General features: G+C 67.8%; 13 protein-coding genes. 11 read left to right on the forward strand and 2 right to left on the reverse strand.

Features of this window, described 5'->3' with window-relative positions:
• Nucleotides 1-137 precede the first annotated feature (137 nt).
• Entirely contained in the window at nt 138-605 is a 468-nt protein-coding gene (locus tag ACQ4L4_RS27655) for an acyl-CoA thioesterase (protein WP_431101983.1), read from the reverse strand.
• A gap of 98 nt (nt 606-703) precedes the next feature.
• On the opposite strand from ACQ4L4_RS27655, the gene ACQ4L4_RS27660 reads away from it, so the two are divergent.
• From ACQ4L4_RS27660 to pyrC, 8 genes are all read left to right on the forward strand, one after another.
• The gene (locus ACQ4L4_RS27660) at nt 704-2,620 is read left to right on the forward strand and encodes an ABCB family ABC transporter ATP-binding protein/permease (protein ID WP_431101984.1); all 1,917 of its coding nucleotides are present in this window, start codon (nt 704-706) and stop codon (nt 2,618-2,620) included.
• Nucleotides 2,621-2,631: 11 nt separating this feature from the next.
• Nucleotides 2,632-3,561, forward strand: a complete 930-nt coding sequence (locus ACQ4L4_RS27665; protein ID WP_431101985.1) for a LysR substrate-binding domain-containing protein — start codon at nt 2,632-2,634, stop codon at nt 3,559-3,561.
• 178 nt (nt 3,562-3,739) lie between these two features.
• On the forward strand, nt 3,740-4,633 hold the full coding sequence (locus ACQ4L4_RS27670) for an amino acid ABC transporter substrate-binding protein (protein ID WP_431101986.1): 894 nt from the start codon (nt 3,740-3,742) through the stop codon (nt 4,631-4,633).
• 171 nt (nt 4,634-4,804) lie between these two features.
• Complete coding sequence (locus tag ACQ4L4_RS27675; RefSeq protein ID WP_431101987.1) at nt 4,805-5,539, forward strand: amino acid ABC transporter permease; 735 nt, start codon at nt 4,805-4,807, stop codon at nt 5,537-5,539.
• A gap of 1 nt (nt 5,540) precedes the next feature.
• Complete coding sequence (locus tag ACQ4L4_RS27680; RefSeq protein WP_431101988.1) at nt 5,541-6,221, forward strand: amino acid ABC transporter permease; 681 nt, start codon at nt 5,541-5,543, stop codon at nt 6,219-6,221.
• A 10-nt stretch (nt 6,222-6,231) separates the two neighbouring features.
• Nucleotides 6,232-6,966, forward strand: coding sequence for an amino acid ABC transporter ATP-binding protein (locus tag ACQ4L4_RS27685; protein ID WP_067277009.1), 735 nt, complete (start codon nt 6,232-6,234; stop codon nt 6,964-6,966).
• A gap of 281 nt (nt 6,967-7,247) precedes the next feature.
• Nucleotides 7,248-7,463: a hypothetical protein gene (locus tag ACQ4L4_RS27690; RefSeq protein ID WP_377157152.1), complete on the forward strand. Its 216-nt coding sequence runs from the start codon at nt 7,248-7,250 to the stop codon at nt 7,461-7,463.
• 14 nt (nt 7,464-7,477) lie between these two features.
• On the forward strand, nt 7,478-8,512 hold the full coding sequence (pyrC, locus tag ACQ4L4_RS27695; RefSeq protein WP_431101989.1) for a dihydroorotase: 1,035 nt from the start codon (nt 7,478-7,480) through the stop codon (nt 8,510-8,512).
• A 210-nt stretch (nt 8,513-8,722) separates the two neighbouring features.
• Here pyrC and ACQ4L4_RS27700 read toward each other — a convergent pair whose 3' ends face one another.
• Nucleotides 8,723-11,533: a TonB-dependent receptor gene (locus ACQ4L4_RS27700; RefSeq protein ID WP_431101990.1), complete on the reverse strand. Its 2,811-nt coding sequence runs from the start codon at nt 11,531-11,533 to the stop codon at nt 8,723-8,725.
• A 190-nt stretch (nt 11,534-11,723) separates the two neighbouring features.
• Between ACQ4L4_RS27700 and ACQ4L4_RS27705 the strand changes: the two genes are divergently transcribed.
• From ACQ4L4_RS27705 to ACQ4L4_RS27715, 3 genes are all read left to right on the forward strand, one after another.
• On the forward strand, nt 11,724-13,202 hold the full coding sequence (locus tag ACQ4L4_RS27705) for a cyanophycinase (RefSeq protein ID WP_431101991.1): 1,479 nt from the start codon (nt 11,724-11,726) through the stop codon (nt 13,200-13,202).
• A 163-nt stretch (nt 13,203-13,365) separates the two neighbouring features.
• Nucleotides 13,366-14,844 (forward strand): trypsin-like peptidase domain-containing protein, encoded by a 1,479-nt coding sequence (locus ACQ4L4_RS27710; RefSeq protein WP_431101992.1) that lies wholly within the window; start codon nt 13,366-13,368, stop codon nt 14,842-14,844.
• Nucleotides 14,826-15,884, forward strand: coding sequence for an FHA domain-containing protein (locus ACQ4L4_RS27715; RefSeq protein WP_431101993.1), 1,059 nt, complete (start codon nt 14,826-14,828; stop codon nt 15,882-15,884). The genes ACQ4L4_RS27710 and ACQ4L4_RS27715 overlap by 19 nt, the downstream gene beginning before the upstream one ends.
• The last annotated feature ends 162 nt before the right edge of the window (nt 15,885-16,046 follow it).

Here is a 16,046-nt window from a genome sequence, read left to right on the forward strand (position 1 = left end):
ACCCTGGTGCGCGAATGCCCATTCGCACCACGGGGCGCAGACCAGCCGGACGGCCCCATTGCGGGGCCGCGCCGTTCACCAACGGGCAACGAGGACGGCCACGGGGCCAGGCGCAGCGTGTCGTGCCCGGGCGGCGATCAGACCGCCTCGCCGAAGACGCGCGACTTGCCGTCGCGATCGATCGCGACGTAGGTGAGGTTGGCCTCGGTCACCTTCACCACATGCGGATTGGCCGGGTTGCGCTCGGCGAAGACCTCGACGTGTACCGTGATCGACGTGCGCCCGATCCGCGTGACCTGCGCGTAGAAGCTCAGCAGGTCGCCCACCGACACCGGCTGCTTGAAGATGAACTGGTTCACCGCCACCGTCGCGATCCGGCCGCGCGAGATGCGCGCCGGCAGCACCGATCCGGCCAGGTCGACCTGCGCCATGATCCAGCCGCCGAAGATGTCGCCATTGCCGTTGGCATCCGCCGGCATCGGCATCACGCGCATCACGAGCTCGCGCGGGCCGATGGTCTCGGGCGACAGCAGGGGCGCGCCCGACGGGTGCGCGACGGGGCCGGCGGTGCTGGCGGGGGCATTCGGATCGGTGGAGTCGCTCATGATGGCCAAACGGTGACAATGAGCGGCATTGTCGTCCAGCATGTCCGCCCTCGCCAGGGCGGATGCCCGACTCCACGGCAGGCCCACGCTCCCTCTCCATGCGCCGTTCCACACTCGCCGGCACCGCGCCGACTCCCTCTGCTCCGTCCCCATCCGCGCCGGTGCCCGAAGGCGCCGCCGCGCCCGAGGCGCGCGGCGACTGGCACACCATCGGCCGCCTGCTCCCTTACTTCTGGCGCTACCGCTGGCGCGTCGGCATCGCGCTGGCCTTCATGGTCGCCGCCAAGCTGGCCAACGTCGGCGTGCCGCTGCTGCTCAAGCAGCTCGTCGACAGCCTCGACATCCCCGCGGGCAGCGCGCAGGCGCTGATGGTCGTGCCGGTCGGGCTGCTGCTGGCCTACGGCCTGCTGCGGCTGTGCACCTCGCTGTTCACCGAGGCCCGCGAGCTGATCTTCGCCAAGGCCACCGAGGGCGCCTCGCGCAGCATCTCGCTGCAGGTGTTCCGTCACCTGCACGACCTCAGCCTGCGCTTCCACCTCGAGCGCCAGACCGGCGGCATGACCCGCGACATCGAGCGCGGCACGCGCGCCGTGCATGCGCTGATCTCGTACTCGCTCTACAGCATCTTCCCGACGCTGGTCGAGGTCGTGCTCGTGCTCAGCCTGCTCGCGGTCAAGTTCGACGTGCTCTTCGCCTGGATCACCGGCGCGGCGCTGGTGTTCTACATCGGCTTCACGATCGTCGTCACCGAGTGGCGCACCAAGTACCGCAAGCTGCTCAACGAGCTCGATTCGCACGCGCACAGCAAGGCGATCGACTCGCTGCTGAACTACGAGACGGTGAAGTACTTCAACAACGAGGACTTCGAGGCCGCGCGCTACGACCAGAGCCTGGAGCGCCTGCGCCGCGCGCAGCTGAAGTCGCAGCGGACGCTGTCGCTGCTCAACAGCGGGCAGCAGGTGATCATCGCGGTCGCGCTGGTGGCGATGCTGTGGCGCGCGACGCAGGGCGTCGTCGACGGCCGCATGAGCCTGGGCGATCTCGTGATGATCAACGCGTTCATGATCCAGCTCTACATCCCGCTGAACTTCCTCGGCGTGATCTACCGCGAGATCAAGCAGAGCCTGACCGACCTGGACAAGATGTTCGGCCTGCTGGCCCGCGAGCGCGAGATCGCCGACGCGCCCGGCGCGCAGGCGCTGCGCGTGAGCGGCGCGGCGGTGCGTTTCGATGACGTGCACTTCGCCTACGAGCCGCAGCGCCCCATCCTCAAGGGCGTGAGCCTGGAGATCCCGGCGGGGAAGAAGGTCGCGGTCGTCGGCCCCAGCGGTTCGGGCAAGAGCACGCTGGCGCGGCTGCTGTACCGCTTCTACGACGCGCAGTCCGGCCGCATCGCCATCGACGATCAGTCCCTGGCCGAGGTCACGCAGCACAGCGTGCGCCGCGCCATCGGCATCGTGCCGCAGGACACGGTGCTGTTCAACGACACGATCGCCTACAACATCGCGTACGGCCGGCCGGAGGCGACGACCGAGGAGATCGAGGCCGCCGCGAAGTCCGCGCACATCCACGACTTCATCCGCCATCTGCCCCTGGGCTACCAGACCATGGTCGGCGAGCGCGGCCTGAAGCTCTCCGGCGGCGAGAAGCAGCGCGTGGCCATCGCGCGCACGCTGTTGAAGAACCCGCCCATCCTGATCTTCGACGAGGCGACGTCGGCGCTGGACTCGCGCAACGAGCGCGCCATCCAGGCCGAGCTCGAGGCCGCCGCGCAGGACAAGACCGTGCTGGTCATCGCGCACCGGCTGTCCACCGTGGTCGACGCGCATGAGATCCTGGTGATGGAGCAGGGCCTCATCGTCGAGCGCGGCACGCACGCGGCGCTGCTGGCGCGACGCGGCCGCTACGCCCAGATGTGGGCGCTCCAGCAGGACGGCCAGGACCGCGCGGAGCCCCAGCCCTCGCGGGACGGTCCCGAAGAGGGGCTTGGGCAGGCCGCGACCCCACACGGATAAACTCCCGCGCCGTGGAAACCAAATGGCTTGAAGACTTCGTGAGCCTGGCGGAGACGCGCAGCTTCTCCCGCTCGGCCCAACTGCGGCATGTCACGCAGCCCGCGTTCTCGCGCCGCATCCAGGCGCTCGAGGCCTGGGCGGGCGTCGATCTGGTCGATCGCTCGTCCTATCCGACGCGGCTCACCGCCGCCGGCGAGACGCTGCTCGGCCAGGCCGTCGACCTGCTCGGCAACCTGCAGGCGACGCGCAACATGCTGCGCAGCCACCAGTCGGCGGGGCAGGACATGATCGAGTTCGCCGTCCCGCACTCGCTGTCCTTCAGCTTCTTCCCCCATTGGCTGATGGAACTGCGCCAGCGCTTCGGCGAGGTCAAGTGCCGGCTCAACGCGCTCAACGTCCACGACGCGACGCTGCAGCTCAGCGAAGGCAACTGCGACCTGCTGGTCGTCTACCACCACCCGAGCCAGCCGCTGCAGCTGGACCCGGAGCGTTACGAGTCGGTCTCGCTCGGCCACGAGACGCTGGCCGCGTATGCGAAAGCTGACACAAGCGGCGCGCCGATGTTCCGGATTTCCGGACACCCGGGTCAGAAGATCCCTTTCCTCAGTTACGCGTCGGGCGCCTACCTCGGGCGATTGGTGGAACTGATCGTCAAGGGCGCGGCGCAGCCGCTCAACTTCGAGTCGGTCTTCGAGACCGACATGGCCGAGAGCCTCAAGGCCATGGCCATCGAGGGCCACGGACTGGCCTTCCTCCCGGCGAGCTCGGTGAAGAAGGAAGTGAAGGCGCGCCGCCTGGTGCGGGCCGCCGAGCCCGGCCAGTACGAACTCAACATGGAGCTGCGCATGTACCGCGAGCGGCAGGGGTCGACGCGGCGGGTCAAGCCGGTCGCGCAGGCGCTGTGGAACTTCCTGACCCACGCCGAGAAAATCGGTACCTGAAGTCGATACCTCAAACCGGGCACGGAACCTGCATACGTAAGCCACGCAACAAGTCGAGATGCGTGATACTCCCTACCCAGCAAAGCGACCGGTCATGGTCTGCTCTGCCGGTTGGGGGGACCACCGTTCGAACCTCCCTCGAATCCGCTTTTTGAATCCGAACAAAGCAGGAGCATCTATGAAGAAGGCATTGCTGGTACTGGCCCTTGGCGCTGCGTTGGTTGGCGTGGCGCAGGCCGACACGCTCAAGAAGATCAAGGACACCGGCAGCGTGACCATGGGCGTGCGCGAGTCCTCGGGCGCGCTGTCGTACACGCTCGGCGACGGCAAGTACGTGGGCTACCACGTCGAGATCTGCCAGCGCGTGCTGGCCGACGTGCAGAAGCAGCTGGGCCTGGCCAAGCTGGACATCAAGTACCTGCCGGTGACCTCGCAGAACCGCGTGCCGCTGGTGCAGAACGGCACCGTGGACATCGAGTGCGGTTCCACCACCAACAACCTGACGCGCCAGAAGGACGTGGCTTTCGCCGTCACGACCTACGTCGAGGAAGTGCGCATCGCCGTGAAGGCCGATTCGGGCATCACCTCGATCGCCCAGCTCAACGGCAAGACCGTCGCGACGACCACCGGCACGACCTCGGTCCAGCTGCTGCGCAAGCATGAGCGCGCCACCGGCGTGGACTTCAAGGAAGTGCTGGGCAAGGACCACGCCGACAGCTTCCTGCTGCTGGAGTCGGGCCGTGCCGACGCCTTCGTGATGGACGGCCAGATCCTGGCCGGCAACATCGCCAAGTCGCGCAATCCGGCGGGCTTCAAGATCGTCGGTGAAGTGCTGTCGGTCGAGCCGATCGCCATCATGATCCGCAAGGACGACCCGGCCTTCAAGAAGGCCGTGGACGACAGCATCAAGGGCCTGATGAAGTCCGGCGACATCGCCAAGCTGTACGACAAGTGGTTCACCCAGCCGATCCCCCCGACCAACACCAAGGTCGGCCTGCCGGCGACGGCGGCGACCAAGGACGCGTGGGCGAACCCGAACGACAAGCCGGTCGAGGAATACCTCAAGAAGTGAGCGCGGCTCCCTGAGCGCCAGGCGCCCCGCGGGGCGCCTTTTCGCAAGAGGGGAGAAAGCCGTCGCGACGCCGCCGTCGCCGCCTCCGCGAGGGGCGGCCGGCGGCGACCGGAGCATGAAGAGGGCCGCAGCAGGTGGGGCGGCCCTTCGCATTGATGGATGGAGCACGCCATGGCGAGCTGGGATTGGCAGTTGTACTGCACAGACATGGTGACCGAGGAGGTCGCGCCGAAGTGTTTCGGCGCCCCCGGTTATGAGACCTACCTGGACGCGATGATCCACGGCTGGGGCTGGACGATGTACGTCTCGGTCCTGGGCCTGCTGGTGGCGCTGGTGGCGGGATCGCTGATCGGCGTGCTGCGCACGGTGCCGAACAGGAAGCTGGCGATGTTCGGCGAGGCGTGGACGGAGCTGTTCCGGAACATTCCGCTGATCGTCCAGCTGTTCATCTGGTACCACGTGGTGCCGCGCCTGTTCCCGGTCCTGGACCTGCCGCCCGCCGTGCTGGTGGTGATCGCGATCGGGCTGTTCACGTCGTCGCGGATCGCCGAGCAGGTCAAGGCCGGCATCCTGACGCTGCCCAAGGGCCAGCGCTACGCGGGCCAGGCGCTGGGGCTGACGCTGCCGCAGACCTATCGTCACGTGCTGCTGCCGATGGCCTTCCGCATCGTCATCCCGCCGCTGACCAGCGAGAGCATGAACATCGTCAAGAACTCGGCGGTGGCTTTCGCGGTGAGCATTCCGGAACTGGCGCAGTTCTCCCTGCAGGCCTCGGAGCAGTCCAGCTTCGTGCAGATCTTCCTGCCGGTGACGATCCTGTATTTCGTCTCGGCCTACTCGATCAACCGCGTGGCCAAGCTCATCGAGTGGTACGTCCGCGTGCCCGGCATCCTGGGGGCGAAGTGACATGACCCAACTCGATTTCTCGTTCCTGACCTGGGACGTCCTGACGTCCTTCGTGGCCAAGGGCCTGTGGTTCTCGATCCAGCTGACCATCTCGGCCATGATCGGCGGCATCGTGCTGGGCACGGTGCTGGCGCTGATGCGGCTGTCGGGCCGGTGGTGGCTGGAGAAGCCGGCGGCGATCTACGTCGACACGCTGCGCTCGATCCCGCTGGTGATGGTGATCCTGTGGTGCTACCTGCTGCTGCCGTACGCCACGGCCGCGCTGGGATGGAGCAGCTTCAAGCCGGAAACGACCGCGCTGATCACCTTCATGCTGTTCGAGGCCACCTACTACTCCGAGATCATGCGCGCGGGCATCCAGTCGGTGTCCAAGGGTCAGGTCTTCGCCGGGTATGCGATGGGCATGACCTACCGCCAGACCATGAGCCTGGTGGTGCTGCCGCAGGCCTTCCGCAACATGCTGCCGGTGCTGCTGACGCAGACCATCGTGCTGTTCCAGGACACGTCGCTCGTGTATGCGATCGGCGCCTACGACCTGCTGAAGGGCTTCGAGGTCGCCGGCAAGAACTTCGGTCGGCCGATGGAGACCTACCTCTTCGTCGCCGTCGTCTATTTCGTGATCTGCTTCAGCCTGTCCATGCTGGTCCGCCGGCTGCAGAAGAAGATCGCCATCATCCGCTGAGGTCCGCTCCATGATCGAAATCAAGAACGTCTCCAAGTGGTACGGCCCGTTCCAGGTGCTGACCGATTGCTCCACCAACATCCAGAAGGGCGAGGTGGTGGTGGTGTGCGGTCCGTCGGGGTCGGGCAAGTCCACGCTGATCAAGACCGTCAACGCGCTGGAGCCGATCCAGGCGGGCGACATCGTCGTCGACGGGACCAGCCTGACCAATCCCAAGACCAACCTGCCCAAGCTGCGTTCGCGCGTGGGCATGGTGTTCCAGCATTTCGAGCTGTTCCCCCACCTGTCGGTGACGGAGAACCTGACGCTGGCGCAGGTGAAGGTGCTGGGTCGCAACATGACGGATGCCAAGACGCGCGGCCTGAAGATGCTGGAGCGCGTAGGCCTGATGGCGCACAAGGACAAGTTCCCGGGCCAGCTGTCGGGCGGTCAGCAGCAGCGCGTGGCGATCGCGCGGGCGCTGTCGATGGATCCGATCGTGATGCTGTTCGACGAGCCCACCTCGGCGCTGGACCCCGAGATGGTCGGCGAGGTGCTGGACGTGATGGTCCAGCTGGCCAACGAAGGCATGACGATGATGTGCGTGACCCACGAGATGGGCTTCGCGCGCAAGGTCAGCCACCGCGTCATCTTCATGGACGCCGGCAAGATCATCGAGGACTGCACCCGCGACGAGTTCTTCGGTGATCCGGATGCGCGCTCGCCGCGCGCCAAGGACTTCCTGGCGAAGATCCTGCAGCACTGATGCCGGACGCCGCTGGCGTCCCGCGTATCGCTTCGAAGGCCCGCTCCGCAAGGTGCGGGCCTTCTGCTTTCCGGCCTTCACCGGAAGGCGGCGGGGTTGTCACTCGTCCACGGCATGGATGGGCGAAAGACTCCTGGTTGAGGTCAGTGACGCACGAGGGCCGGATCCCAACAATCGACGTCTTCGCGATTCGACCGGACTGTGCGGCGAGTCGCACGAGGCGCGATGACATCGTGCGGGAATCCGCCCGGCAACACCTGGCACCAACCAAGGAGATCTGAATGAACATGCAAGACCATCACACCCTTCCGAGGTCTCAACAGCCGGTGACCCGGCAGGAGTTCCAGACCAAGATGGATGAGATCGATATGGAGCTGGCGTCGGCGCGTCGATGGCGCCACCTCCGTGGCAGTCTCTGGAACCTGTTCGTGGGCGGACTGAGCGGTATGGGCATCGTCATGCTGATGGTGCTGGCGGGCGTGCATTTGGGGCGGTGAGACAATCCCGCCCCATGAGCGAAACCCTTGTCCTGACCCGTCCCGACGACTGGCACGTGCACCTGCGCGACGGTGCCGCCTTGCAGAGCGTCGTCCCGTATACCGCGCGCCAGTTCGCGCGCGCGATCGCGATGCCGAACCTGAAGCCGCCGATCACGACGGCCGAGCAGGCCCTCGCGTACCGCCAGCGCATCCTCGCCGCGGTGCCCGCCGGCGTGGACTTCGAGCCGCTGATGACGCTCTATCTGACCGACCGCACCACGCCCGAGGACATCGCCGCCGCCAAGGCCGCCGGTGTCGTTGCGCTCAAGCTCTATCCGGCCGGTGCCACGACCAACAGCGATGCCGGCGTCACCGACATCCGCAAGACCTACGCGACGCTGGAGGCCATGCAGAAGGCCGGCCTGCTGCTGCTGGTGCACGGCGAGGTGACCGACGGCGACGTCGATGTCTTCGACCGCGAGGCCTTCTTCATCGACCGCGTGATGCAGCCGCTGCGCAAGGACTTCCCGGAGCTGAAGGTCGTCTTCGAGCACATCACGACGAAGGAAGCCGCGCAGTACGTGACCGGTGCCGACCGCTTCACCGGCGCGACCGTCACGCCGCAGCATCTGCTCTACAACCGCAATGCGATCTTCATGGGTGGGCTGCGTCCGCACTACTACTGCCTGCCGGTGCTCAAGCGCGAGGAGCATCGCCTGGCGCTGATCAAGGCCGCGACCTCCGGCAGCGCCAAGTTCTTCCTCGGCACTGACAGTGCACCGCACGCGTCGGTGATGAAGGAGAACTCGGTCTGCGGCGCCGGCTGCTTCACCGCGCTGTCCGCGATCGAGCTCTATGCCGAGGCCTTCGAGGCGGCGGGCGCGCTCGACAAGCTCGAGGCCTTCGCCAGCTTCCACGGCGCCGACTTCTACGGCCTGCCGCGCAACACCACGCAGGTCACGCTGCGCAAGACCGACTGGACGCTCCCCGAGTCCGTTGCTTTCGGCGAGGCTGCGCAGCTCAAGCCGCTGCGCGGCGGCGAAGTCATGAGCTGGAAGCTCGACTGAGTCCTCAGCAGCAACACCGGGCACTCGATTGAACACTCGATCGAGCGCTTGATCGAGAACTCGACGGAGTCCTCGGTCGCAAAACCGTTGAAGTGAGTCGGTGGTTGGGGACGGCAGTGCGTGGGGTTCCGGAGCTTGACTCCGGGGCCCCATGCACTGGCGGCCAACGCACAGATGTCAGCAGGCAGGCAGGCAGGCAGGCAGGCGCCCTCACTTGAACTGATACGACGCCGACAGATAGAAGAACCGTCCCCGCGGATCCGTGTAGCTCGGGTCGTATCCCGAGATGAAGAAGTAAGCCTGGTTCGAGAACGGCGGTGCCTTGTCGAACAGGTTCTTCACCCCGGCACGGAGGGTGAGGGCGGAGGTGGCGTCCCACCCCCCCGACAGGTCCCACAGCGAATATGCCTTGACCTTGTTCTTCCCGACGATCAGCCCGGTATTGGTATCGATGGCCGAATTCTGGTCGTCGTAGCCGCTGGAGAACGAGTTGGCCAGATTGACGCTCCACGCTCCGCGGGACCAGTCGAAATTGACGCGGTGCCGCCAGCGCTGGACGACGCCGTCGGTGACGAAGCGGCCCAGGTTGCTGATGTACGGATCCCCGTTGCCCGTCTGCTTCTTGGAGCTCAGCGTCCAGGTCCCGACCAGCTTCACCCCGAAGCGTCCCAGCGACGAGGCCGGTGAGCGGTACTGCATCGTGATGTCCAATCCCGAGGCCTTCTGCTTGCCGCGGTTTTCCTTGTGCAGCTCGATGTAGCAGATGTCGGAATCATCCGGGTCATAGTCGCAACCGGCGAGCCCCTCGTCCTCGTTGTAGCGATGCACGAGCGGCTCGTACTTGTCGAGGTTGGCAAGGATCACGTCGTCGCCGATGGTGCTGATCAGGTTGCGCTTCTCGATGTGCCAGTAGTCGAGCCCGAGGCTCCATTCGGGCGTCGGATCGGTCAGCAGGCCGATCGAGAACTGACGCGACTTCTCCGGCTTCAGGTTCGGGTTCGAGTAGGTCCGCGTTTCCCAGTTGTTGGCGCAGAACCCGAGGTCGTTGTCGTTCTCGAGCATGCACACCGGATCGGGCAGCGTGGCGGTCTCGCTGGTCTTGACCGAGCGATACAGGTCGTTCATCGACGGCGCTCGGAAGCCCGTGCCGGCCGACGCCCGGAAGGTCAGGTTGTTCATCGGCGCGTAGCGCACTCCCACCTTCGGGTTGGTCGTCGCCCCCACCTTCTGGTAATGGTCGTGCCGCAGCGCGAACTGGAGTTCCCACTCCTTGGTAATGGGCGCCAGCAGTTCGCCGTAGGCGGCCCAGACCTTGCGCGAGTTGTTCGTGAACTGCGCGTCGCCCGGCGTCGGATCGCCGAGGATCTCGTCGGAGATCAGCAGGTCGCTGGCCGCCGAGCTGGACTTCTCGCGTCGCAGTTCCGCGCCGAGCGCGAGCGCCAGATCGCCACCGCCGAGTTTCATCAGGCTGCGCGTGGCCTTGACATCGAGGCTGTCCATCGATCCGCGGGCGCTGCGCACTTCCTGGTTGATGTTGTTGTTCCGCAGGAAGGCGAGGCCGGCCTCGCTCGACGGACCGAAGGGATTGAGCAGTCCGTCGGCGTAGGCCTGCAGGGTCTCGGTGTAGGGCAGATAGCCGCGCACGTCGCGATCGGACACGCGATTGACGCTGTGGTTGTAGCCCCAGTCGTAGTCCCACGCGCCGACCGTGCCCGTCATGCCGACCACCACGCGACTGCCGGTACTGATCAGCTCGCTGGCGCGCGGCCCGGCCTCCAGCATGCGGGTGCGCACGGTGATGAGGCGGTCGTCCGGCAGCGCGTCGCCCAGGCCCGTCGCGGCCAGCGCCGGGATCATCGACACGTCCAGGTCGGCGTCGATGCGGTTGCTGGTGCCCACGTACCAGCTCTTGCTGCGCGTGTAGGACGCCTCGACGAAGGCCTCATGGTTTTCGGCGACCTTGAACACGCCGCGGCCAAGGAAGCTGCCCTTGTCGGTCTTCGGATAGAGCTCCAGGTCCCGCATGTAGTCGTAGGTGCAGCCGTCCACGCCGCCGATGCCCGCGGGCAGGTAGAGCGTGTGCGGCGGCTGGCAGTTGGGCGCGCTGAGGTTGATGTTGCGCGAGGTGATCGGCTTGCCGTTGATCGCGAAGCCCTGCGACTCGAGGTAGTCGAATTGATCGCCGCCCAGCCGGATGTTGCCGGGGAAGCCCGCCGACGACAGCAGATGCGGCAGACGTTCGGGGATGCGCAGATCGGAGATGAAGTCGCGCTGCGAGGTCCGCAGAGCGCCGGTCTTCTGGAAGTCCAGCACGCCCATCACGTTGAAGCGGTCGCGCGCCAGGTCGCCGTGGCCGGCGGCGATCGACGCGGTGCGCTTGCTGGCGCCGCCTTCGCCGGTCTTGCCGCCGTAGACGTCGACCTGCACGCCCTGATAGTCCTTGCGGGTGATGAAGTTGACGACGCCGCCAATCGCGTCGGTGCCGTAGATCGCGGAGGCGCCGTCGAGCAGCACCTCGACGCGCTCGATCGCCGCGGCGGGGATGTTGTTCAGGTCGACGCCGTTGTCGTCGCCGGGCGACGCGAAGTTGGCCATGCGCCGGCCGTTCAGCAGCACCAGGGTCGAGGAGGTCCCCAGCCCGCGCAGGTTGGCCGAGTTGAAGCCCATCTGGTCGCGGAAGCCGCCGGTGCCGATGCTGACACCGTCGGTCAGCGCGTTGCTCATGGACGAGACGGTCGCCATGATCTCGGCCGCCGTCGTGACGCCGGCCTTGACGATGTCGCTGCGGTTGATGACCTGCACGGGCAGGGCGCCCTCATCGGCGATGCGCTTGATCGCGGAGCCGGTGATCTCCACGCGCTGCAGTTTCTGCGCCGCCGGCGCAGAGGCGGCCGAGTCGGGCGGCGCGACCTGCGCGTGCGCCGCGCCGCACAGCGCGATCAGGGCCGCGGCCGCGCAGATGCGTGGCGCGAACGGCGGGCGATGCGTGGCGCGACTGACGCGCGAAGTGCGGAGGGTCATGGTGGGCTCCCTGGGCCGATGGGGGTGGCTCTGTCGGACCAGTCTAGGGAGCGGACCGTCACGGACAAGGGTGGTGACCCGCGACAGTCGCGACGAAGCAACTGACCTGTGACCAATGGTCACCCGTTGGAGGGTGGGGGAGGCTATGGTGGTGTGAGAAGCCGCCCCCGCGCGGCGGGAGGCTCTGACGATGTTCGATCGCTGTCTGCTGCGCCGCGCCGTCGGCGCGCTCCTGTTGTCGTGGACCGTGCTGCCGGCGCTCGCCGCGCCGCCCGCCACTCCCGCCCCGCCCCGGTCGGCGGCGACCGGGAAGACTGCCGCGCCGTCCTCCGCCTCTCCCGCAGCCTCTCCCACTACCACGGCCACTCCCGCTGCCACGGCCCCGTCGTCCGCGCCACCGACCCAGGCAACGACTGGCCCCTCGGCGGATGTCCCCATTAAAGGCCACGCGGTGGCCATCGGCGGCGCGCTCAAGGCCGACAACGACGAAGTCTGGAACCGCCTGATCGCGCTGGCCGGCGGACGCGGCGCGCGCTTCGTCGTGTTCGGTACCGCGGCCGAGGATCCCGAGGCCAGCGCCAAGCAGGTCGTCGAGCAGCTGCAGCGCCGCGGCGCGATCGCCGAGGCGCTGCCCGTCGCGCCGAAGTTCTCCTGGGTCGACCTCAACAAGGTCGTGCGCGACGCCGCGCTGATCGCCAAGGTGCGCAACGCCAAGGGCATCTTCTTCACCGGCGGCTCGCAGGAGCGCATCGTCGACGTGCTCTTCCCCGGCGGGCATTCGACGCCGATGCTCGACGCCATCTGGGACGTCTACCGCAAGGGCGGCGTCGTGGCCGGCACCTCGGCCGGCGCCGCGGTGATGAGCACGGTGATGTTCCGGGACGCGCCCAGCGTCATCAGCATCCTCAAGGGCCAGTGGGAGGAGGGCAAGCAGATCGACCGCGGCCTGGGCTTCGTCGGGCCCGGGCTCTTCGTCGACCAGCACTTCCTCAAGCGCGGGCGTTTCGGCCGCATGGTGCCGCTGATGCTGGCCAAGAACTACCAGCTCGGACTCGGCGTGGACGAGAACTCCGCCGCCGTGATCCGCGGCGACGAGGTCGAGATCATCGGCCACAAGGGCGCGCTGCTGGTCGACCTGAGCGAGGCGTCCTCGGACCGCAAGCTCGGCGTCTTCAACCTGAAGAACGCCCGGCTGACCTACCTCGATCACGGTGACCGGATGAACCTGCGCACGCGCGGCGTCACGCCGTCGGCGGTGAAGCTGCGCGGACAGAAGCTCGAGCCCGGCGCGCCCGACTACAAGCCCTACTACACGCTGCCGCAGTTCTACACGGACATGCTGGGCGACTCGACGATCTCCACGGCCATGTCCATCCTGATCGACAGCGTGCAACCCGAGTTCCGGGGGCTGAGCTTCGAGGCCGCGCCCAAGGCCGGGGACACGCTGGCCGACCTGGGTTTCCTGTTCCGGCTCTACAAGGGACCGGGCAGCATCGGCTGGAGCACCGATGAACTCGGGCCCGAGGACTACACGGTGGTCAACCTCTACCTGGACGTGACGCCGGTGCGCATGCCGCTGCCGCTGTTCGGCCCGTGGCCCGGCGAGCCTCGCCCGAAGAAGCCGGCCGCGGCTGAGGAACCTCCGGCCGGAGAGCGCCCGCAGCAGTGAGTCACGGGGGCCTGGAGACCGCGCCCCTCGCCCCTTGCCCGTTCCCCGCTGGCCGCCCGGGCGGCAGGCAAGGCCGTCCGGCATCCCGATTGCTTGCGGCCAGGGCAAAGCCGCTAGCATGCGGCGTCCGCTCTTCCTTGCTCTTCTCCTGGAGTCTCCTGCGTTGTCGCGAAAACCTCTCACCCCTGGGCGTGCCGCCGCCGGGGCGGTCCTGCTGCTGCTGAGCGCGGCACTGGGGCTGCCCGCCGCGGCGCAGACACGCCCCGCGCCGGTGGCGCCGGCCTCGCCCGTCGTGCCGCATTCACCGGCCCTGCCGACCACCCCGGCCGTGCCGCCCAGCGCCCCCGCGATCGCCGCCAGCCAGGCGATGCCGTCGGCGCCGGTCTCGGCCAGCGCGCGCCGGCTCTATGACCGCAGCCGTTCGCAGCTGCTGCAGGTCCGCACGCTGTACAACGGCAGCCAGGCCTCGGTGGGGTCGGGTTTTGTCGTCAGCGCCGAAGGCCACGTCATCACCAACTACCACGTCATCAGCCAGCACGCGCTGGAGCCGGAACGCTACCGCCTGCAGTACCAGACGCCCGAAGGCGACGGCGGCGACATCGAGCTGCTGGACTTCGACGCCCGCCGCGACCTTGCGCTGCTGCGCATCGTGCGCAAGGGCGCCGCGACGGATCCCCAGGGCGATCCGAAGAACGTGATCGCCCGCATGACGGCCACGCCGCTGGTGTTCCGCAAGGCCGACCAGCCGCTGGCCAAGGGCGAGCGCATCTACTCGATGGGCAACCCGCACGACGTCGCGTTCGCCGTCGTCGAGGGCACGTACAACGGCCTGGTCGAGCGCAGCTTCGATCCGTTGATCTACTACTCCGGCTCGATCAACCCCGGCATGAGCGGCGGTCCGGTGATCGACGAGGACGGCGAGATCGTCGGCATCAACGTGTCGACGATGATCTTCGCGCAGCAGATGAGCTTCCTCGTCCCGGCGGAGCACGCGGCCGCGCTGCTCGCGCGCAGCCGCAACGCCGCGCCGATGAAGGGCGCCGCGTGGCCCAAGCTGCGCCAGCAGCTGATGGCCTACCAGGACGAGCTCTCGCGCAACTTCCTCGCGCAGCCGTGGCGCACGCTGACGCATCCGCGCTACCGCTTCCCGATCCCGCAGGAGGAGTACATGCGCTGCTGGGGCAGCGGTTCCTCCGCCGACGAGCAGGGCCTGCAGATGCAGCGCACGCAATGCCGGATGGAGCATGCGCTGTTCATCAGCGAGTCTCTGCAGACCGGCTACTTCGGCGTCACCGAAGAGGTCTACGACGGCAGCAAGCTCGGCGCGATCCGCTTCTCCGCGATCTATTCGGCCAGCTTCCGCAACGAACGCCTGGGCGGTCCGGACCGCGACCGCACCGCGCCCTACTGCCGCGAGGACTTCGTCCAGCAGAAGGACGGTCCGCCCTTGCGGGCGGTCGCCTGCCTGCGCGCCTACCGCAAGCTGGAGGGGCTCTTCGACCTGACCGTGCTGGTCACCAACGTGGACGCCGCGACCGAAGGCGCCCTCGGCCGCTTCGACGCCCGCGGCGTCAGCTTCGCGAATGCCACCAAGCTGACGCGTCACTACCTGCAAGGATTCGCATGGACCACGCCGCGGTAATCGAGATCGTCGACCGGGACGGTCATTGCCGGGAAGTGCACCGCGTGCGCGCATGGCCGCTGCGCATCGGGCGGTCGCCGGATTGCGACCTCGTGCTGTCCGACCCGCACCTGGCCGGCGCCCACGCGCTGCTGCACTGGGACCGCGGCGAACCGGCCGCCGAACGCAGCGACGAGACCCTGGATGAACAGGCCGCGCCTGCCGCGGGCGGCCCGGTGCTGGAACTGCTGCCCAGCCAGAACGGCGGATGGCTCGACGGACGCCGGCTCGCCGCGGGCAGCCGCGCGGCGTGGTCGTCGTCGGCCCTGCTGCAGATCGGCACCACGCGGCTGCGGCTGCGCACGGTCCTGGATCCGCTGCCGGCCGAGAAGCCGATGAACCGCGCCGACGAGCCCGTCAAGCGCGACGCGCGGCCCTCATGGGCGCTGCCCGCCATGCTGGCGCTCTGGGCGCTGATGCTGTGGGGCGCCAACTGGGCGGGCAACGACGGCTCCGCGAGCTGGGTCGACACCGTGAGCGCGCTGCTCGCGCCGATCGGCGTGGCGCTGATCTGGTCGGCGCTCTGGGCGCTCATCACGCAGCTGTTCCGGCACTGGTTCGCGTTCGGCGCCCACCTGTGGCGGGCGCTGGTCGCGACGGTCGCCATGCAGCTGCTGGACCTGCTGCTGCCGCTTGTGGCCTACATGTTCAACGCGCCGCGGCTGCTGGCGCTGGAAACGGTGGTCATGTCGGTGGGGGCCGCGTTGCTGCTGTGGTGGCACGCGACCGTGGTCTGGCCGCGCGCCTCGCGGCGCGTGGCGGTGGGCATCGGCGCGATGTGCCTCGTCGGCCTGGTGCTCACGGTGGGACGGCGCACCGAGCAGCAGTACTGGCTCGGCCCCAACTACATGGCCACGCTGGCGCCGCCGTCCTTGCGCCTGGCCACGCCGAAGCCGGTGGACAGCTTCATCGACGGCATGGACAAGCTCGAGGCCCCGCTGCTGAGGCAGGCCGAGAAGCGCAACGAGCAGGCCGGCGGCAGCGGCGACAACGAGGAGTGATCCTCGCCCATCAGCGGTGACCCGCTGATGGGCAGCGTTCCCGCAGATGAGCGGCGCTCTCGTGCACAGATGCAGCGTGCTCCCGCAAAGACGCAGCGCTCTCCCGCGAAGACGCAGCGCTCTCGCGCAGATGTGCAGTCAACGACGGTGGCTGGGGCCGGA

Origin of the sequence: Roseateles noduli, assembly GCF_050626985.1 — a bacterium.
In the GTDB taxonomy this organism is placed as follows: domain Bacteria; phylum Pseudomonadota; class Gammaproteobacteria; order Burkholderiales; family Burkholderiaceae_C; genus Roseateles; species Roseateles noduli_A.

Coding starts and splice junctions, on each gene's coding strand:
- ACQ4L4_RS27655 (WP_431101983.1), bottom strand. CDS start 605: ATGAGCGACTCCACCGATCCGAATGCCCCCGCCAGCACCGCCGGCCCC.
- ACQ4L4_RS27660 (WP_431101984.1), top strand. CDS start 704: ATGCGCCGTTCCACACTCGCCGGCACCGCGCCGACTCCCTCTGCTCCG.
- ACQ4L4_RS27670 (WP_431101986.1), top strand. CDS start 3,740: ATGAAGAAGGCATTGCTGGTACTGGCCCTTGGCGCTGCGTTGGTTGGC.
- ACQ4L4_RS27675 (WP_431101987.1), top strand. CDS start 4,805: ATGGCGAGCTGGGATTGGCAGTTGTACTGCACAGACATGGTGACCGAG.
- ACQ4L4_RS27680 (WP_431101988.1), top strand. CDS start 5,541: ATGACCCAACTCGATTTCTCGTTCCTGACCTGGGACGTCCTGACGTCC.
- ACQ4L4_RS27685 (WP_067277009.1), top strand. CDS start 6,232: ATGATCGAAATCAAGAACGTCTCCAAGTGGTACGGCCCGTTCCAGGTG.
- ACQ4L4_RS27690 (WP_377157152.1), top strand. CDS start 7,248: ATGAACATGCAAGACCATCACACCCTTCCGAGGTCTCAACAGCCGGTG.
- pyrC (WP_431101989.1), top strand. CDS start 7,478: ATGAGCGAAACCCTTGTCCTGACCCGTCCCGACGACTGGCACGTGCAC.
- ACQ4L4_RS27700 (WP_431101990.1), bottom strand. CDS start 11,533: ATGACCCTCCGCACTTCGCGCGTCAGTCGCGCCACGCATCGCCCGCCG.
- ACQ4L4_RS27705 (WP_431101991.1), top strand. CDS start 11,724: ATGTTCGATCGCTGTCTGCTGCGCCGCGCCGTCGGCGCGCTCCTGTTG.
- ACQ4L4_RS27715 (WP_431101993.1), top strand. CDS start 14,826: ATGGACCACGCCGCGGTAATCGAGATCGTCGACCGGGACGGTCATTGC.